Here is a 17751-nt window from a genome sequence, read left to right as displayed (position 1 = left end):
CCGGCGATTGGCCAGGACGGCGGGCTGCGGGCCTCTACCCTGCCCGCACCACCGCGTCTCCCTGGACGGAGCTGGCGCATGGGAACCGCGGCATCTGGAGATGACCGCCAGCGAGTAGGAAGTGGATCGGGCCGCGGATACGGCATGCCCCTGGGCGGACTGGCACGGCGCATGACGCGGCGCCTCGTTCCCTTGGCAGCGAACCGGCCCCGTCCCGCCGCGCGCCCTGGGGTGGTGCCTCGAACGTGGAGCCAGGAGCGCCTCCAGCGGGGAGCGCCCCGCGCCAGCGTGACGTGCGCACCTCAAACAAAGGCTGTAGGCGCAGGGCGGACAACGGGCCTCTCCAGAATGGCGGAGTGGCCTTAACCCCGCGAAGGCACACGCCTTTCGCGGCTGGCTGAGCGCGCTCGCGTCCTCCAGCTTCAGGGCCCGGCGCCCCTGCCCCGCCAGCTGCCCAGGGCCGCTTCCCGCCCTGGCGGAGACCTGGGAGCCGCGGTGGTGGCGCCCCACCCACGCCGTGGGAGCCCGCCCCTCCTAAGGGAGATCACCCAGGAGGCTCCCAGCTCGCTTGGAAATCACGTATACGTCCCCCGCACAAAAATTTCGCGGCACACGGGCGACTCGGAGGGGCAGGTCAAGCCCCCGGGACTGCTCTGGAGGAATGGATGGAGTTGTCGAGTCTCGAGTCGAGTTTCTGGTCAATCGCCCCCGGCGTCGTCGGCGCGGTGGGATTGATCTTCGCTGCGGTCTTCTACTTCCGCGTCAAGTCGCTCCCCGACGGTGACGCGACGATGAACCGCATCGCGGGCTACATCCGCGAAGGCGCGATGGCGTTCCTCGTGCGCGAGTACAAGGTGCTCGCGGCCTACTGCGCGGTCGTCGCGGTGCTCATCGGTCTGGCGCTGGGCTGGATTGCGAGCGCGAGCTTCGTGCTGGGCGCGTTCCTCTCGCTGCTGGCCGGCTACATCGGCATGAAGGCCGCGACCTACGCAAACGTGCGCACGGCGCAGGCCGCGCGCAGCGGCTCGAAGCCGAACGCGCTCCTGGTCGCCCTCGACGGCGGCGCGGTGATGGGGCTGGCCGTCGCCGGCCTGGGCCTGCTCGGCATGGGCGGCGTCTACTACGCCTTCCAGGGGCATGAGCAGCTCTCCCCCATCCTCCACTCCTTCGCCGTGGGCGCCAGCTCCATCGCGCTCTTCGCCCGCGTGGGCGGCGGCATCTACACCAAGGCGGCCGACGTCGGCTCCGACATCGCCGGCAAGGTCATCGAGAACATCCCCGAGGACGACCCGCGCAACCCGGGCGTCATCGCCGACAACGTGGGCGACAACGTCGGCGACGTGGCCGGCATGGGCGCCGACATCTACGAGTCCATGGTGGCGGCCATCGTCGCCGCCATGGCGATGGCCCTGACGGCCAGCGCGGCGGACCTCTCCCGCCTCGTGGTGGACCCCTCGGCGACCGAAAGCGCGAAGGTGGCCGGCGTGGTGCTCCCGCTCGTGCTGTCCGCGGTGGGCCTGGTGGTCAGCCTGCTGAGCATCTTCATCGCGCGCGCCCTCAAGCACATGAACCCCGCCCAGGTGCTGCGCAGCGCGCTCATCCTGCCCCCCGTCATCCTGGTGGGCCTGTCCTTCGTGATGATGAACGTCTTTGGTCTGTCCCAGGCCATCACGGTGGCGCTGGCCGCGGGCGCCTTCGGCGGCGCCATCATCGGCCTCGTCACGGACTACTACACGTCGGCCAAGCCGGTGCAGCGCATCGCGGAGGCCTCCATCACGGGCGCCGGCACCAACCTCATCCGCGGCCTCGCCGTGGGCATGGAGAGCGTGGGCATCTCGATGGCCACCATCGCCCTGGTGGCCTACATCGCGGACCGGGCGCTGGGCCTGTACGGCATCGCGCTGTCCGCCGTGGGCATGCTGGGCGGCACCGCCGTCGTGATGACGGTGGACGCCTACGGCCCCATCTCCGATAACGCTGGCGGCATCTCCGAGATGTCCGGCCTGGGCCCCGAGGTGCGCGCCATCACCGACGAGCTGGACGCGGTGGGTAACACCACGGCGGCCATCGGCAAGGGCTTCGCCATCGGTTCGGCGACGCTCACCGTCATCGCGCTCTTCTCCGCCTTCAACCTCGAGGTCAACCACACGCGCGTCGCCGCCGGCCTGCCGGAGATGAGCCTGCTGCTGACCAACCCGAACGTCATCGTGGGCCTGCTGCTGGGCTCCATCCTCCCGTTCCTGGTGGGCGCCTCCACGATGCTCGCCGTCGGCCGCGCGGCCGGCGCCATCGTCGAGGAGATTGGCCGCCAGTTCCGCGAGATTCCGGGCCTGATGGAGCTCAAGGCTGACCCGGACCCCACGAAGATCGTCGACATCTCCACCAAGAGCGCCCTGCGCGAGATGATCTTCCCGGGCATCGTCGCCATCGTCGCCCCGCCGCTGGTGGGCTACCTGCTGGGCCCCGGTGCGCTGGCGGGCCTGCTGGCCGGCGCGCTCGTCGTCGGCGCCACCATGGCCCTCTACATGGCCAACGCGGGCGGCGCGTGGGACAACGCCAAGAAGTACATCGAGAAGGGCAAGCTGCCGGGCCACGCCAAGGGCTCGCAGGTCCACAAGGCCGCCGTCGTCGGCGACATGGTCGGTGACCCGTTCAAGGACACCTCCGGTCCTGGCGTGGCCATCCTCATCAAGGTCATGAGCGTCGTGTCGCTGCTCGTGGCCTCGCTCATCGCGCTCAGGTAGTCACCGCTCGCGGCGCGGCGCCTCGAAGCCGGAGGCGCCCCACCGCGACCGGCACCGTGCATCACGCGGCAACTCCTGGCCGCGTGGTGCGCTGGCGCTCCGGCGGACCGCCGAGCGCTCCCCGCCCGATGAGGTTCGCCTGCCGCGGCAGGCTTGAGCCACGGATGAGGGACACCAGACGAGCCGCCCGGAGCGGTCCGGATGTGCCCTGGGCGAGAGGCGAGCGCGCACTACACTTCAAGGGTGTCCCGCGACGGGCCTCAGGTGCAGCAGCACCGGTCCTGCCGAGCCTGACGTGCTCGCTCGCACCCGCGCCACCGTGCGAGGGAGGAGGCGTGACACCGCTGCCTTGCTGACACGGAGGTGTCCCATGGTCCTGGAGCTCTCCCAACAACAGATGCACCTCCTTCGCGCCTGCCTGGCCGAAAGCACCGAGGCACTGCACGACGAGGTTCTCCACACCGACGAGCGCGACATGCGCGAGAAGCTGAAGGACAGGCTGGACCAGTTGCAGGCCCTCCAGCGACAGGTCGAATCCGCGATGCAGGCCTGAGCGAGAAGAAGCCCTTGTCGAGGGCGGCCGCTGGATTCGCGCCATGCCGAGGCGAGCCGTGGACAGGGCCCGCAGACGGTGCGCTCGGCAGGCGGGGAGCTGGGGCAACCCTGGCCCGCCCGCTGCGAGAAGCCAGCCTCGCGCGCGGGCCGCCTCAGCCCGCGGCCGCGTAGCGCCCCTGGAATACCGCCGCGAGAGCGTGGCCGCCTTTCAGTCCACAACCGCTGTCGCCTCGGTGAGCAGGTTCCACGCCCCTTCGACACCGGTGAACCCACGAACGCCCTTGGTGGAGGGCGTCCAGTCACTTCCGACCCGAGGCGCTCGTGCTCACGGTGGGAGCCTGTCGTGAGGCCCCCACTCGCTCCGCGCGCAGGCGGCGCAGGCGGCGGTTGCTGATGGTCAACCCGTCGACCCCACCGGCCGCCGCTCGCGTGAAGCTGACTGCGCCGAGCGAGCCCACGAACCGGTCCCCGCCGGCAGCTTCAAGCACGACCTCATCGCGGCGTGGCCACCGAATCACCAGCCTCCCGTCCACGACCCGCACCGTGTACGTCATGTCGACCTCATCGCTCCGGTACTGCCCGGCGAACGACGCCAGCGCCGCGCTCGCGGGCAGAGGCGCCGTCACCCGGATGAAGTCCCGCGTCGTCGGCCAGACATCCTTGATGCTCAGCCGGGTGGGCGACTGGGCGGACGGCACGGAGAAGCGCCACACGTGCATCGACGCCCCCGGACGGAAAATGCCCTTGCCGATGGGCACGAATGCCGTGGACGTACCGACCTGCCGCAGCGCCCCGTCCTTGAACTCCAGGCGCACGATTTCATCCGTCACCGGGCTCCAGTAGTTGCCAGCCAGCGCGGACACCTCGGCCTCCGGCAGCTCGACTGCGGGGGGCAGCGTGTTCCGCAGGAGGTCGCCCAGATACACCTCGGCCACCTTCCGCGCGAGGTCCGTGGCATCAATCGTGGAGCCGTTGCACAACGCGATGACAGCCAGCCGCTGGTCCGGGAAGAGGACAGCGTCCGTGCGGAAGCCACCATCCATCCCGTCGTGGCCCACGATACGCAGGCCCCGATAATCCGCCAACCGCAGGCCACCGCCATAGCCCGTCACGACGCCGTCATTCAACGTGCCGGAGGTCTGCATCAGGGTCTTCAGCGCCTGCCCGCCGACGCGCGCGTCGAGCAGGTTCTGCTGCCACTTCAGCAGGTCGATGACCGTGCTCTGGAGGCTGGTCGAGCCGTAGTGGTCGATATGCGGGACGCTGATGCGCCAGCCGCCACCTTCCCGGGCGCCGTAGGCCGACGCGCGCCGGGACACGACTTCGGTGTGGTCATCGCGGAAGTGGGTATCGGTCATTCCCAGTGGGTTGAAGATGCGCTCGTCGGCGAACGCCCGCAGCGACTTTCCAGACACGCGCCGCACAATCACCGCCAGCAGCGTGTAGGGCGCATTGCCATACAGGACCTCGGTGCCTGGCTCGAAGTTCAGTTGGCGTTGCCGGGTCAGCGCCCAGAGGATGTCACTTTCGGTGTACAGGTCGTCACCGCGCCAGCCCGCCAGGTTCAGCAACTGTCCCTGTTCGCGCAAACCACTGGTGTGGTGCATCAGGTGCGCGAGGGTGATGGGCTGGCCGTAGTCAGGCAGCTCCGGCAGGTACTTCCGGATGTCGTCGGTCAGCGCCAGCTTCCCCTCCTGCGCCAGCAGCCCGATTGAGAACGCGGTGAACTGCTTGGAGATGGAGGCGAGGTGGAAGATGGACTGGGGCGTGATGGGGACGTCGTACTCCAGGTTCGCCATGCCGTAGCCGCGCGCGTAGTCAAGGACACCGTCTCGAGAGATTCCCACGGCACAGCCGGGCGTCGCCTTGCCGCTCCAGGGCGCGAACACGGCGTCCACGCGGGCATGTCGCTGGTCCCGCGAGTCTCGAGGCGCACCGGCCTGGGCGATGGAACCGTGCAGGCACCAGGTGACAGCCAAAGCCACCAACAAATTGGAGGAATGAGAGAATCGCATGCGAAGCAAGGCTCCTTGCGCGGGCCGTTGAGGTGTGCCGCCCGGCGCGAGCCAGAGGATTCCCGGCCCTCCGCTCCTCGACAGGACCTCTCTGCCAAGGGCATCCAGGCGCCGGTGAGTGGCGCGATGAGGACGGTGAGCAGCAGGCAGGCAATCGTGGACGCCTCGCAGGTGGCGTGCTCCTTATCAAGCGACGTGCCCATGAGGAGGCCCTCGAATCGCTCGCCTCGATTGAGTGGGCCCAGAGGTCAGCGAGCGGCGCGGGCGCCGGGGAACAGGCGGACCAGCAAGGCGGCCATCGCGGAGAGGGTCGCCAACAGCGTCACCGCGCCCCAACCCCACCGCGCCAGCACGAGACTGCCGCTCGCGGCGCCGAAGGCCATGCCGATGAACATGGAGACGAAGAGGACCGCGTTGAGCCGGCTGCGCGCGGCAGGGTCGATACCGAAGACGAGGGTCTGGTGCGCTACGAGCGACATCTGAACGCCGAGGTCAAAGCCAATCGCGCTGCCAGCGAACAGCCACAGCCGGGCATTCGGCTCCAGCCAGGGCGACGCGAACATCGTGGCGAACGAGATTGCGGCCAGCCCCGCCCCCAGGCGCGTGACGACTTCAGGGCCGAAGCGGTCGGCGACACGTCCCGCCACCGGTGCGCCCAGCGCCCCCGCCGCGCCCGCCAGGCCGAAGGCGCCCGCGGCGGCGCTCCCCAGGTGGAACGGCGCGCCATGCAGCATCACCGCGAGGGTGGACCAGAACGCGCTGAAGCCCACCGAGAGCATGCCCTGCGCCAGCGCGGCCCGGCGCAGGGCGCCGTAGCGACGCCAGAGTCCGGCGAGTGAGCCCAGCAGGGCGCCGTACGACAGTGTGCTGGTCGGGCGAAAACGGGGCAGACCCCGCCATGCCGCCAGCCCGATGAGGGCCACGCTGCCAGCGGCCATCATGAACATGGCGCGCCAACCGAAGTGCTCGGCGACGACACCACTGACGACGCGCGAGAGCAGGATGCCGAGCAACAGGCCGGTCATCACCGTGCCCACCACCTTGCCCCGCTCATGCTCGGGAGCCAGGGTGGCGGCGGCCGGAACGATGTCTTGCGCCACGGTCGCCATCAGGCCGACGGCGAAGCTCACGGCCAGCAGCAGTCCGATACCCGGGGAGAAGCCACTCAGCAGCAGCGCCCCGCTCAGCAAGGCAGCCTTGATGAGGATGATGCGGCGCCGGTCGAAGCGGTCCCCCAGGGGCGTCAGCAGCAGGATGCCCAGCGCGTACCCCAGCTGCGTGAGCGTGGGAAGGAAGCCCACCACAGTGTCCGAGGCCTTGAAGCTGGCCCCCATCACCCCGAGCATCGGCTGGCTGTAGTAGAGCGCCGCCACCGGGACTCCGGCGCTCGCGGCCAGCAGCAGGCGCAGGCCGCTCGACAGCGAGGCGCTACCCGCGTGGCCGGTGGCTGAAGCCAGGGGCGCATGAGGTGCGGTGGGGACCGCCGTGGATGGGACGCCGTTCCCAGCGGCCCCATGTATGGTGCGAATGAAGGACATATCGTTTACCCCTGGCGATGCGAGTCGGGGGGAATGTGTCCGAGTGAAGCTGGCGCCGGTAGTAGCGGGGGCCGTACAGCGGATATACGCTGTGCGTATAATGCCCACGCCTCCCAAGCCGGCTCGGTCTCGAGCGCCCCGGGCGCGAGCGCCTCGGTCCGCCGTGACGGTGCCTGGTGACCGGCTCGAGTTGATGCAGACCTTCGTTCGCATCGTGGAGGCCGGGAGCCTGTCCTCCGCCGCGGCGCAGCTGGGGACCACGCAGCCGACGGTGAGCCGCCGGCTCCAGGCACTGGAGCGTTCGCTGGGGGTGAGGCTGATACAGCGCTCCACCCACGCGATGAAGCTCACCGAGGATGGCGCGCGTTGCTACGAACGCGCCAAGGAGCTGCTGGCCAGCTGGGAGATGTTCGAGGCCGACCTGCGTGGGGCGAGCCACGAACCGGAGGGCACGCTGCGCGTCGTGGTGCCCCATGCCTTCGGTCAGCAGCTGTTGGTGGAGCCGCTGACGGAGTACCTGAGCCGCCACGCGCGGGTGTCGGTCGAATGGCTGCTGCACGACCGGGCGGTGGACTTCATCACCGAAGGCATCGACTGCGCCATTCACGTTGGCGAGGTGCACGACCCCAGCGTGGTGGCCCTCCGCGTGGCCGAGGTGCCACGCATCGTCGTCGCCGCCCCCTCGGTGCTGAACGGCGCTCCCCTGCCCGCCCATCCAGGTGCGCTCGCGCACCTGCCCTGGCTGTCCCTGCGTACGTTCTATCGCAACGAGATTTCACTGACGCATGTGAGCACCGGCGAAGTCCAGCCCATCACCTTCCATCCCCGCCTGAGCACGGACAGCCTCTACGCCCTCCGAAGCGCGGCGCTGAAGGGGCTGGGCGCCTGCGTGGCCTCGGCCTGGCTCCTCCGAGAGGACCTCGCGCATGGCCGGCTCCAGCACCTGGTGCCGTCGTGGCAGGCCGCGCCCCTGCCGATGTACCTGCTCTATCCACATGCGCGGTTCCACCCAGCGAGGCTCCGCCAGTTCGTGGCGTTGATGCGGGAGACGATTCCAGCGGCGCTGGCGGCGGCGACGCACGAGGGCCGAGCGCGCACGCGCCCGTAGGGGACAGCCGCCCGAGCGTGCGCTACGCAACGTCGCCGCACCCATGCAGTCGACAGCCGAGGTGACGCCCCACTTCGAGAGGCCTCGTGATGCCAGCTCAGGTGTCGGCTGTCACACCACCCCAACACTCCGCGTGCGACAACTCCCGCCCCCATCCTTTCGGAGGGGGTATTTCAATACTCACCTCAAACGAAGAGCAGATCGTCGTCCAGGCACGTACACACGTGCCAACACATGAAACTCTTTCATCCTGCTGGTGACACTCAATTCGATGTCACGGGCGCGCAAATCCTGCACAAAAGAAAGTGGCAGGTCTCACGCCTTTCGGCTATATCATGACTTTGAACTTGCAAGTCATTATCAATTCAGCCAACTACCGAGCGACTCCGCGCAGGCCGATTCTTCTGGCCTGAGCACAGACGTGGCTCGCCCAGCCCGAGCACCCCCGTCACCGCATCCACACCATCCTCTACGGGATAGCCCCTTTGGCATGGGACTGGCGAGCGCACTCGCCCAGGTACCATGGAAGCAGTGTCACGGCCGTACAACCAGATGAGACAAGAATCTTCTGCCATCAGTGCACGCCACGTTTCATGGCGTCGCACCCACTCCACCTGATCTGACACCTCCTCCCTGATACCCACCGTGTAACATCGGTGGAAAGACATCTCACGCACCTACCGCCGGGGTCACCGCATGTCGGTCCTCGTGACGGGAAAGCCATGCCTCGTCGTCCCATTGACGAAGGCATGTCAGGCCCAGGCCGTAGTTTGCCCCGGCCGTTGAAACGCGTTCGCAGCACGTCTGCGCGCGCGAAGGCACTCGTGTGCCCATTCACAGACATTCATTTGCATCAGCCAAATCAACTTTGGAGGTCGTACACATGCAAGCAGAGACAGAACAAGGAAGGCGGGGGCCAGACCTGGCGCCCCGTTGGCCTCGCCGTCCGTCGTCGTTGCTGGCGGGCTCTCGGGAGGGGCTGGCGGCGGTGACCGCGGCCCTGACGGGCGCGGTGGGCAGCGCCCTGGCCGTCGCGCGGTGGCCCTCGGGCCCCATGCGCGCGGGCACGCCAGCGGACGTCCTGGCCTCGGCCCGCGCGGCGCTGGGGATGGAGGGCATCCCCGAGGACGGCCTGGGCACGGAGGCCGCGCTGGCGCGGCTCGGGAAGGTGCTGGTGGAGTACGGGCTCCATCTGTCACATGCGCATGCGGTGGCCCACCTCCAGCCGCCGCCGCTGACGGTCGCGGTGGCCGCGGATGCGCTGGCCAGCGCGAGCAACGCGTCCCTGGACACATATGACTCAGGGCCGTCGGCCATCGCCGTGGAGCGCTGGCTCATTGAAGGACTCGTGGAGCTGGCGGGGCTCGGGCCCAAGGCCGACGGCGTCCTGACGCCCGGAGGCTCGATGTCGAACCTGCTGGGCCTGCTGCTGGCGCGCGACGCGGGCGCCCTGCGACGTGGCATCGACACCCGCCGGCAGGGCGTGGGCAGGCTGCCGGGACCGGTGGTGCTGTGCTCGGAGCTGGCGCACTTCTCCGTCCACCGCGCCTGTGCGGCGCTGGGACTGGGCGAGGACGCCGTGCGGCTCGTTCCCACGGACTCGCGCCGGCGGATGCGCCCCGACGCGCTGGCCGCCATCCTCCGGGAGCTGCCGCCGGAGCACACGCCACTGGCCATCGTCGCCACGGCGGGAACGACGGACTTCGGCAGCATCGACCCGCTGCCCCAGATCGCGGCGATTGCCGCCGAGCACGGCGTCTGGATGCATGTCGACGCGGCCTATGGCTTCGGAGCGCTGTTCTCGGAGCGGCTCGCGGGCCGGCTGACCGGCCTGGCGCTGGCGGACTCCATCACCCTGGACCTGCACAAGCTGGGCTGGCAGCCCGCCGCCACCAGCGTGCTGCTGGTCTCCAACGCCAGCGCCTTCTCCGCGCTGGAGCGGGAGGTCGCCTACCTCAATCCGGAGGATGACGCGGAAGCGGGCTACGAGGGCCTGCTCGGACGCAGCCTTCAGACGACCCGCAGGCCGGACGCGGTGAAGGTCGCCGCCACGCTGATGGCGCATGGCCGCAGGGGCCTGGGCGACATGGTGGACACCTGCCACGACCTCGCCCGCCACGCCGAGCAGCGAATCTCCGCCGAGCCCGAGCTGGAGCTGGTGTCCCCCGCCGAGCTGACCACCGTCGTGTTCCGCTTCCGGTGCGAGGACGAGCCGGAGCGCGCGGATGAAATCAACGGGGCCCTGCGCCGCCGGTTGATGGAGACGGGCGCCGCGCTGATTGGGCGCACCGCCGTCCGCCTGGACGGCCCCGACTCGCCGGAGCGCGTCTGCCTCAAGTTCACCCTGCTCAACCCCACGACCACGCCCGAGGAGCTCGACGCGCTCGTGGATGCCGTGCTCGTCGCGGGCCGCGCCTGCTCGCCCCGCCTCCAGAAGGGGGCCGCATGAGCGCCGCCCTTCCCCTGAACGTCCCTGCTGGAGCGGACCCGTTGCACGGCGCGGACCCGCTGAACGACGCGGACCCGCTGAACGACGCGGACCCGCGCCGCGCCGCGGAGCATGCCCACCTGGAGGCCCTGCTGCGCTGCTGGCTCACCGAAACGCACACGCCCGTCCACGCGGGGCCGCTTCGGGTGACGCTGCCAAGCTCGGGGCTCATCCTGCGCACGGAGGTGACGCACTGCTCGCCGACAGGCTGGCACCGCTTCGGGCCGGTGCACCTCGAGGGCCCGGGCGGCGCGACGTCCTTCGCCGACCCCGTGCTCGCGGTGGCGTTGGTCGCCCACGAGGCCGAGCGGCGAGGCGGCGCCGCCCGTCGTGGCGGCATTCCCTCGGGCCAGGTCGCCGACCTCGTCGAGCGCACGGCGGAGTCGGTGCGCCGGACCGCGGACTTCGTGGCCCACCGCCGCGCGCACCCGCGGCCGCCGCCTTCGGTGGATGGCTTCCTCGCGGCGGAGCAGGCGTTGCTGCTCGGGCACCTGCACCACCCTGCGCCCAAGAGCCGGGATGGGCTCTCCGCCACGGACAGCGCGGACTTCTCACCGGAGCAGCGGGGTGCCTTCCGGCTGCACTGGTTCGCCGCGGACCCTTCCGTGGTGTCGCACGACGCGGTGGACGGCTCGCCGTCACTCGCCGGGCGGGACACGGTGGCGCTGCTGGCGGACCTCGCGGAGCTGCCGCGCAACGACGGCCGCGTGCTCGTCCCCGCCCACCCCTGGCAGGCCCGCGACGTCCTGCGGCGGCCGCGAATCGCCGCGCTCATCGAGGCGGGCCTGCTGACGCCCCTGGGCGAGCGGGGACCGCGCTGGTGGGCCACGTCGAGCGTGCGCACCGTCTACCGTCCGGACGTCTCGGTGATGCTGAAGCTGTCGCTGGGACTGCGGCTCACCAACTCCCGCCGGGAGTCCACGCGCACGGAGCTGCGCCGCGGCCTGGAAATCCACCGGCTGCTGGATGCCGGCTACGCCCGGAGCACCTACGCCGCTCACCCCCACTTCTCCATCGTCAGGGACCCGGCGTGGCTCGCCGTGGACGAGCCCTCCCGTCCGGAGGGTCCCGACGTCACGGGCCTGGACGTGGCGGTGCGCGAGGTGCCTTCCCACGTCGCGGACCTGCGCTGCCTCGTGGGCCTGGCGGCGCCGCGTCCGGGCATGGGGCGCAGCCTGCTGGGCACGATGGTCGCGGGGCTGGGAGCGGGTGCGGCGGAACAGTGGGTGGCCGACTACACGGACCGCGTGCTGGTGCCGATGCTGCACCTGTACGCGGCCACCGGCATCGGCCTGGAGGCCCACCAGCAGAACACCCTGGTCCAGCTCGACCGGGACGGCCGCGTCGTCGGCTCGGCGTTCCGCGACAACCAGGGCTACTACCTGGCGTCGTCGCACCTGCCCAGGCTTCTCGGGCTGCTGGGCGTGGATGCGTCCACCCTGGCCGTGGTCGACGACGCCATCGTCGACGAGCGGCTCTCCTACTACCTGCTGCGCAACCAGGCGCTCGCGGTCATCGGCTGCCTGGGTGTGGAAGGCCTGGGTGATGAGCGTCGGCTCCTCGGGGTAATGGCGGACCGCCTGCGCGCGGCGCTGCCGTCCCTGGCCGCGGCGGGGCCCGAAGGGGACCGGCTGGCCCGCCGGTGGCTGGAGGCGGACACGCTGCCCTGCAAGAGCAACCTGCTCACCCGGCTGCATGGCATCGACGAGGTGCTCGCGCCGCTGGACGCGCAGTCCGTCTACCTCGACGCGCCCAACCCCCTGCGCGAGGCGAAGCGATGAGCGCCGCGTTGAGCGAGGACACCATGAACGCCGGGGTGCCCGCGCCGCCGGTGCCCCACGTCAACGCGCCGTGGTCCATCCGGCCCGCGAGCGTCTCCGAGGACCTGGAGCGGCTCGTGCGTTGGATGGAGGCGCCCCACGTCGCCGCGTTCTGGAAGCAGGCCTGGCCCGAGGACCGCTGGCGGGCCGAGCTGGAACGGCAGCTCTCGGGGGACCACTCCCTGCCGTGCATGCTCGAGCGCGAGGGCGTCCCGGTGGCGTACCTCGAGGTGTACCGGGTGATTCGGGACCGGCTGGCCGGACACTACGCGGAGCGCCCGCATGACCTGGGCGTCCACGTGGCCATCGGTGAGCTCGGCAGCACCGGCCGCGGCCTGGGCCGGACGTTGCTGCGCGAAGTGGCCCAGGGGCTGCTTGCCGCGGACCCGCGGTGCACCCGGGTGATGGCCGAGCCCGATTCGCGCAACGCCCCGTCGCTGCGCGCGTTCACCGCCGCCGGCTTCCGCGTCGTCGGCCCCATCACCTTTCCAGACAAGGCAGCGACGCTGCTCGTCTACCCCCGCTCCGAGGCAGACCTCCCATGAATAACGACACCCCTGAAGCTTCCTCCGCGCACGACCTGGTGGCCATCGGCTGCGGCCCCTTCAACCTCGGCCTCGCCGCGCTCGCCTCTTCCGTCAAGGGGCTGGACTTCGTCGCCCTGGAGGCGCAGTCCGAGCTGCGCTGGCACCCGGGCCTGATGTTCGACGAGGCGCTGCTCCAGCTCAGCTTCCTCGCGGACCTGGTCACCCTCATCGACCCCACGCATCCACTGTCCTTCCTCGCGTACCTGCGCGAGAAGGACCGGCTGTACCCCTTCTACATCCGCGAGCGCTTCCACCCGACGCGCCGCGAGTACGAGGACTACCTGCGCTGGGCGGTGACCCGGCTCCCGTCGGTGCGCTTCTCGCACCGCGTGGAGTCGATGGACTGGGACGTGGCGCAGCAGCGCTTCGTCCTGCACGTGGTGCGAGGCGACGGCCAGCGCGTCATCATGACGGCGAAGGACGTCGTCATCGGCATCGGCACGGAGCCCTCGCTGCCAAAGTCGCTGGCGTCGCTGCCCTCCGACAAGCTCGTCCACACCGGGCACTACCTGCACCGGCTGAAGGACGTGGAGGCAGCGCGGCACGTCACGGTGGTGGGCTCCGGGCAGTCGGGCGCCGAGGTGGCCCTGCACCTGCTCCAGCGCAACCTGGACGGCGGCGCCGCCATGAGCTGGCTCACGCGCACCGTGTCCTTCGCGCCGCTGGACTACACCAAGCTGACGCTGGAGATGACCACGCCGGCCTACGTCCGGTACTTCCACACGCTGCCCCAGCCGACCAAGGACCGGCTCGTCGCCGAGCAGTGGCGGCACTACAAGGGCATCTCCACGGAGACGCTGGAGGCCCTCCATGACCTGCTGTACCGGCGGGAGCTGGAGCCGGGACTGGCCGACGTGGAGCTGCGCAGCGGGGTCGCCGTGGAGGAATCCTCGGTCACCGGCAGTGGCGACGTGCGCCTGTGCTGCAGGCACATGGACACGGGCGAGACGTTCGAGCACACGACGGCGCTGGTCGTCGCCGCCACGGGATACAAGCAGCGCGCTCCCGGCTTCCTGAAGGCCATGGACGGGCGGGTGCGCTGGGATGAGCAGGGCCGCTACCGCGTCCGCCTGGACTACTCGGTGGAGCTGTCGCCCGAGGTGCGTGGACGCATCTTCGTCACCCACGCGGACCTCCACAGCCACGGCGTCGCGGCCCCCGACCTGGGCATCTCCGCGTTCCGCAACGCCACCATCCTCAACACCGTCATGGGACGCGACATCTTCACGCTGCCCCAGCGCACGGCCTTCTCGCGCTTCGGGGTTCCGGAGGTCGCCGCGCGGCCCCGGCCCATCGCGCAGGAGCCGCGCACGCCCGACCTGCCCGTGGTCCCTGACGGCCTGACGCGGCCCCGGACGCCCCGGCTCTCGGAGGCGTCATGAGCGCTGCCTCTCAGGACATCACCACCCCACAGGGCGAGGCGGCGTCGAGTGAGGATGCGCGCCGCACCGCCCGGTGGACGTTCGCGCTGGTGAGCGCGGGCGGCGTGGTGATGACCCTGGACGTCACGGTCGTCAACGTCGCGCTGGCCGCCATCGCCGCGGACCTGCAGGCGGGGCTGTCCCAGGTGCAGTGGACGGTGTCCGCGTACTCCCTGGCGTTCGGCGCCTTGCTGCTCACCGCCGGCGCGCTGTCCGACCGCATCGGCCGGCGGAGCGTCTTCGTCGCGGGCATCACCCTCTTCACCCTGGCGTCCGCGCTGTGCGGACTGGCGCCCAACGCCAGCACGCTGGTCGCCGCGCGGGTCGCCCAGGGCCTGGGCGGCTCCATGGTGTTCGCGCCCGCCATCGCCCTCATCGCGGCCGTGTACGAGGGCCCAGCGCGCCAGCGCGCCATCGCCACCTACGCGGCCATCGCCTCCGCCGCGGGCGCCCTGGGCCCCGTGGTGGGCGGCGTGCTCGTCGAGCTGGTCGGCTGGCGGTGGATTTTCCTCGTCAACGTGCCCATCGGCGTGGGCGTCGTCCTCGGTGCCATGGCGCGCATGCCCGCGCTCACGCCCTCGGACACGTCCCGGCGGTTGGACCTGCTGGGCGCGCTCCTCGCCATCGGCGTGCTGCTGTCGCTGCACTACCCGCTGATGATGGGACCCGAGACGGGCTGGGGCTCCCTCCAGGTGCTCGTGCCGGCGTGTGCGGGCGTGGGCCTCCTCATCGCGCTCATCGCCAGCCAGCGCCGGCCCGGGAGCATGCTGGACCTGGAGCTGCTCCGCATCCCGGCGCTCTCCGGGACGGCGGCGCTCGGCTTCCTGGCCCGCATGTCCAGCCTGGGCGTGCTCGTCTTCACCACCCTGTGGCTCCAGCTCGCGGCCGGAGGCTCGCCCCTCGAGGTGGGCCTGCGGCTGCTGCCCCTGACGGGCAGCTTGCTCGTCATGGGCATGTTCATGGCGAAGCTCCAGACGCGCTTCCAGGCCGCCCCCCTGGTGGCCAGCGGCTTCGTCCTCCAGGGGGCGGGGCTGGCGATGCTGGCGCTCAGCGCGGGCGCGCCGCAGGTGCCCGGGGCGAACTTCCTCGGGCTGGTGCTCATGGGCACGGGCGGCGCCATCATCTTCCCGCCGCTCATGGGCGTGGCGGTGGGCGTCGTCCCGCCGGACCGCGCGGGCATGGCCTCCGGGTTGACCAACGCCTGCTATCCCCTGGGGACCGCCACCGGCGTGGCGGTCTTCGGTGCGGTGTTCTCCTCGCGGCTCGGCAGCCAGTTCTCCACCGCGCAGCTCGCCCCCGAGGTGGCCCGTCACACGCGGACCGCCGTGGAGACCGGGCAGTTCGACGCCGTCGAGTCCACGCTGTTGCCGCTCGCCCGGACGGCCTTCGCCAACGCCTACCTGGCGGTGTGCCTGGCCGCGGCGGCGGTGTGTCTGGGGGGCGCCGTGCTCGCCCTCCGCGTCCTTTCCAAACCGGCGGCCCAGGCGTCCCGCCCGGCCGTCCGTGAGTCCTCCCTGTCCTTGAAGGAGTCCCCGTGAATCCCCGCAGCGAAGCCCTGAATCTCGACCCCTCCGTCACCCGTCTCCCCACCACCGCTGGCGCCGCGCCCACCGAAGGCAGCGACCACCCGGTGCCAGCCCTTCCCGAGGTGGGCCCCGCCGCCTGGCGTGAGGCCAACCGGCAGTTGCTGGCCAAGGCCCTGGGCGAGTGGTGCTTCGAGGAGATGCTCAAAGCCATCCCTCATGGCGAGGGGCAATACCGCGTCGACCTGGGCAGCGGCACCTCGTACGTGTTCTCCGCGCGGCCGGGCGCCTTCGGCTGGATGAAGGTGGACCCCGCCTCCATCACCCGCAGCGCCACCGGTATGCTGGGCAACAGCATCGCCGAGCCGGCCTGGGACGCGCTCCAGTTCCTGACGGACGCCGCGCCCAGCCTGGGCACGGACCCGTCCACGCTGGCCACGTACTTCAACGAGCTGTCCTCCACGCTGGCGGTGGACGCCGCGCGCATCGCCCACGGTGGCCACACCGCCGCGGAGCTGCGCGCCGTGGGCCACACGGAGCTGGAGTGCCACATGACGGGGCACAACTGGCTGGTGGCGAACAAGGGCCGGGTGGGCTTCTCCGCCTCCGACGTGCGCCGCTACGCCCCCGAGTCACGCCAGCCGGTGCGGCTGCTCTGGGTGGCCGTGCACCGGGGGCTGTCGGAGTTCCGTGGCACCTCGGAGCTCTCCGAGCGCGAAATCCTCGCCCGGGAGCTGGACGAGGCGACGCGCAACCGCTTCACCCGCGTCCTCTCGAACGCGGGCCTCCAGCCGGACGCCTTCGTGTGGATGCCCGTGCACCCGTGGCAGTGGGAGCACGCGGTGCAGGTGCTGCACGCCGCGGACGTGGCGCAGCGGCGCATCGTCCCGCTGGGCGACAGCCCCGACCTGTACCTGCCGGGCCAGTCCATCCGGACCATGGCCAACATCACCACGCCGGGCCGCTACGACGTCAAGCTGCCGCTGCGCATCCTCAATACGCTCGTCTGGCGCGGGATTCCGCCGCACTGCACGCTGGGAGCCCCCGTCGTCACCCAGTGGCTCCAGTGCCTGCTGGACAGCGACCCCTTCCTCACGGAGGAGTGCCGCACGGTGTTCCTGGGGGAGGTGGCCTCGGTGACGGTGCGGCATCCGTACCTCACCAAGGTGCCGGAGGTGCCCTACCAGCACCTGGAGACGCTGGGCTGCATCTGGCGTGAGCCGGTGGCCGCGCGGCAGGACGTGTCGGAGCGGGTGCGCACCTTCGCCTCGCTGCTGCACGTGGACAGCAAGGGCACGGCCTTCGTCGCGGAGCTGGTCCGCGCGTCGGGGCTGAGCGCGGAGGCATGGCTGCAGCACCTGTTCGACACGCTGCTCATCCCCATCATGCACGTGCTCTACCGGTACGGCATCACCTTCAACCCCCACGGGCAGAACACGCTGCTGGGCTACGACGCGAATGACATCCCGCGCCGGCTGTACCTCAAGGACTTCGTCGACGACGTCTGCGTGTCCTTCACCGACGTCCCCGAGCGGGGGCCGGAGCCGGACGGGCATGACCACGTGCTGCCGCGCAAGCACCCCTCGGTCATCCGCCAGCACGTGGTGGACCAGATTTTCGTGGGGCACTTCCGCTACCTCGCGCCCATGGTCGAGGAGCAGCTCGGTCTGCCGGAGAAGGCGTTCTGGAAGCAGGTGCGCCGGACCATCCTGGCCTTCCACCAGCGCAACCCCGAGCTGCGCGAGCGCTTCGCCGAGTACGACCTGCTGGTGCCGGAGATTCCGCGCTACGCGCTCAACCGGGACCGCATCGTGGTGACGCGCTACACCGACCGGGCCCTGCGCCACGCGCTCTACCCGAACGGGACGCTGCCCAACCCGCTCGCGCACGACTGACGCGCGCGGCCCCTCCCCCGCGCCAGGTCCAGGCGGGGGAGACGTCCGCGCCGCGGT

General features: G+C 70.7%; 11 protein-coding genes. 9 read left to right on the top strand and 2 right to left on the bottom strand.

The window, feature by feature from the left end:
* Positions 1-665 precede the first annotated feature (665 nt).
* Both VZL07_RS22665 and VZL07_RS22660 read left to right on the top strand, forming a co-directional pair.
* On the top strand, positions 666-2744 hold the full coding sequence (locus tag VZL07_RS22665) for a sodium-translocating pyrophosphatase (RefSeq protein ID WP_426749699.1): 2079 nt from the start codon (positions 666-668) through the stop codon (positions 2742-2744).
* Between the two features lie 370 nt (positions 2745-3114).
* Entirely contained in the window at positions 3115-3297 is a 183-nt protein-coding gene (locus VZL07_RS22660) for a hypothetical protein (RefSeq protein WP_426749698.1), read from the top strand.
* Positions 3298-3598: 301 nt separating this feature from the next.
* Here the strand turns inward: VZL07_RS22660 and VZL07_RS22655 are convergent, their stop codons facing one another.
* Both VZL07_RS22655 and VZL07_RS22650 read right to left on the bottom strand, forming a co-directional pair.
* On the bottom strand, positions 3599-5314 hold the full coding sequence (locus VZL07_RS22655; RefSeq protein ID WP_426749697.1) for a serine hydrolase domain-containing protein: 1716 nt from the start codon (positions 5312-5314) through the stop codon (positions 3599-3601).
* Between the two features lie 248 nt (positions 5315-5562).
* Positions 5563-6852 (bottom strand): MFS transporter, encoded by a 1290-nt coding sequence (locus VZL07_RS22650; protein WP_426749696.1) that lies wholly within the window; start codon positions 6850-6852, stop codon positions 5563-5565.
* Positions 6853-7015: 163 nt separating this feature from the next.
* Here VZL07_RS22650 and VZL07_RS22645 point away from each other — a divergent pair, with 163 nt between their 5' ends.
* The 7 genes from VZL07_RS22645 to VZL07_RS22615 all read left to right on the top strand — a co-directional run bounded on the left by VZL07_RS22645 (position 7016) and on the right by VZL07_RS22615 (position 17694).
* Positions 7016-7960, top strand: a complete 945-nt coding sequence (locus VZL07_RS22645; protein WP_426749695.1) for a LysR substrate-binding domain-containing protein — start codon at positions 7016-7018, stop codon at positions 7958-7960.
* An 883-nt stretch (positions 7961-8843) separates the two neighbouring features.
* Positions 8844-10409: a pyridoxal phosphate-dependent decarboxylase family protein gene (locus tag VZL07_RS22640; RefSeq protein WP_426749694.1), complete on the top strand. Its 1566-nt coding sequence runs from the start codon at positions 8844-8846 to the stop codon at positions 10407-10409.
* Positions 10406-12229, top strand: a complete 1824-nt coding sequence (locus VZL07_RS22635) for an IucA/IucC family protein (RefSeq protein ID WP_426749693.1) — start codon at positions 10406-10408, stop codon at positions 12227-12229. The genes VZL07_RS22640 and VZL07_RS22635 overlap by 4 nt, the downstream gene beginning before the upstream one ends.
* Positions 12226-12813, top strand: a complete 588-nt coding sequence (locus VZL07_RS22630) for a GNAT family N-acetyltransferase (RefSeq protein WP_426749692.1) — start codon at positions 12226-12228, stop codon at positions 12811-12813. Before VZL07_RS22635 ends, VZL07_RS22630 begins: the two co-directional genes overlap by 4 nt.
* A complete protein-coding gene (locus tag VZL07_RS22625; protein WP_426749691.1) occupies positions 12810-14237 on the top strand; it encodes a lysine N(6)-hydroxylase/L-ornithine N(5)-oxygenase family protein in 1428 nt (475 codons plus the stop codon). Before VZL07_RS22630 ends, VZL07_RS22625 begins: the two co-directional genes overlap by 4 nt.
* The gene (locus VZL07_RS22620) at positions 14234-15814 is read left to right on the top strand and encodes an MFS transporter (RefSeq protein WP_426749690.1); all 1581 of its coding nucleotides are present in this window, start codon (positions 14234-14236) and stop codon (positions 15812-15814) included. The genes VZL07_RS22625 and VZL07_RS22620 overlap by 4 nt, the downstream gene beginning before the upstream one ends.
* Complete coding sequence (locus tag VZL07_RS22615; RefSeq protein ID WP_426749689.1) at positions 15811-17694, top strand: IucA/IucC family protein; 1884 nt, start codon at positions 15811-15813, stop codon at positions 17692-17694. Before VZL07_RS22620 ends, VZL07_RS22615 begins: the two co-directional genes overlap by 4 nt.
* Positions 17695-17751: the final 57 nt, after the last annotated feature.

The sequence above is a fragment of the Pseudomyxococcus flavus genome (assembly GCF_050038885.1).
Taxonomy (GTDB): Bacteria; Myxococcota; Myxococcia; order Myxococcales; family Myxococcaceae; genus Myxococcus; species Myxococcus flavus.
Note: the sequence above shows the minus strand (reverse complement) of the source record. Positions and strands in the feature narration are given on the sequence as shown.

Excerpts from the sequence above, each read along its gene's own strand:
- VZL07_RS22665 (WP_426749699.1), top strand. The coding sequence starts at position 666 with ATGGAGTTGTCGAGTCTCGAGTCGAGTTTCTGGTCAATCGCCCCCGGC.
- VZL07_RS22660 (WP_426749698.1), top strand. The coding sequence starts at position 3,115 with ATGGTCCTGGAGCTCTCCCAACAACAGATGCACCTCCTTCGCGCCTGC.
- VZL07_RS22655 (WP_426749697.1), bottom strand. The coding sequence starts at position 5,314 with ATGCGATTCTCTCATTCCTCCAATTTGTTGGTGGCTTTGGCTGTCACC.
- VZL07_RS22650 (WP_426749696.1), bottom strand. The coding sequence starts at position 6,852 with ATGTCCTTCATTCGCACCATACATGGGGCCGCTGGGAACGGCGTCCCA.
- VZL07_RS22640 (WP_426749694.1), top strand. The coding sequence starts at position 8,844 with ATGCAAGCAGAGACAGAACAAGGAAGGCGGGGGCCAGACCTGGCGCCC.
- VZL07_RS22635 (WP_426749693.1), top strand. The coding sequence starts at position 10,406 with ATGAGCGCCGCCCTTCCCCTGAACGTCCCTGCTGGAGCGGACCCGTTG.
- VZL07_RS22630 (WP_426749692.1), top strand. The coding sequence starts at position 12,226 with ATGAGCGCCGCGTTGAGCGAGGACACCATGAACGCCGGGGTGCCCGCG.
- VZL07_RS22625 (WP_426749691.1), top strand. The coding sequence starts at position 12,810 with ATGAATAACGACACCCCTGAAGCTTCCTCCGCGCACGACCTGGTGGCC.
- VZL07_RS22620 (WP_426749690.1), top strand. The coding sequence starts at position 14,234 with ATGAGCGCTGCCTCTCAGGACATCACCACCCCACAGGGCGAGGCGGCG.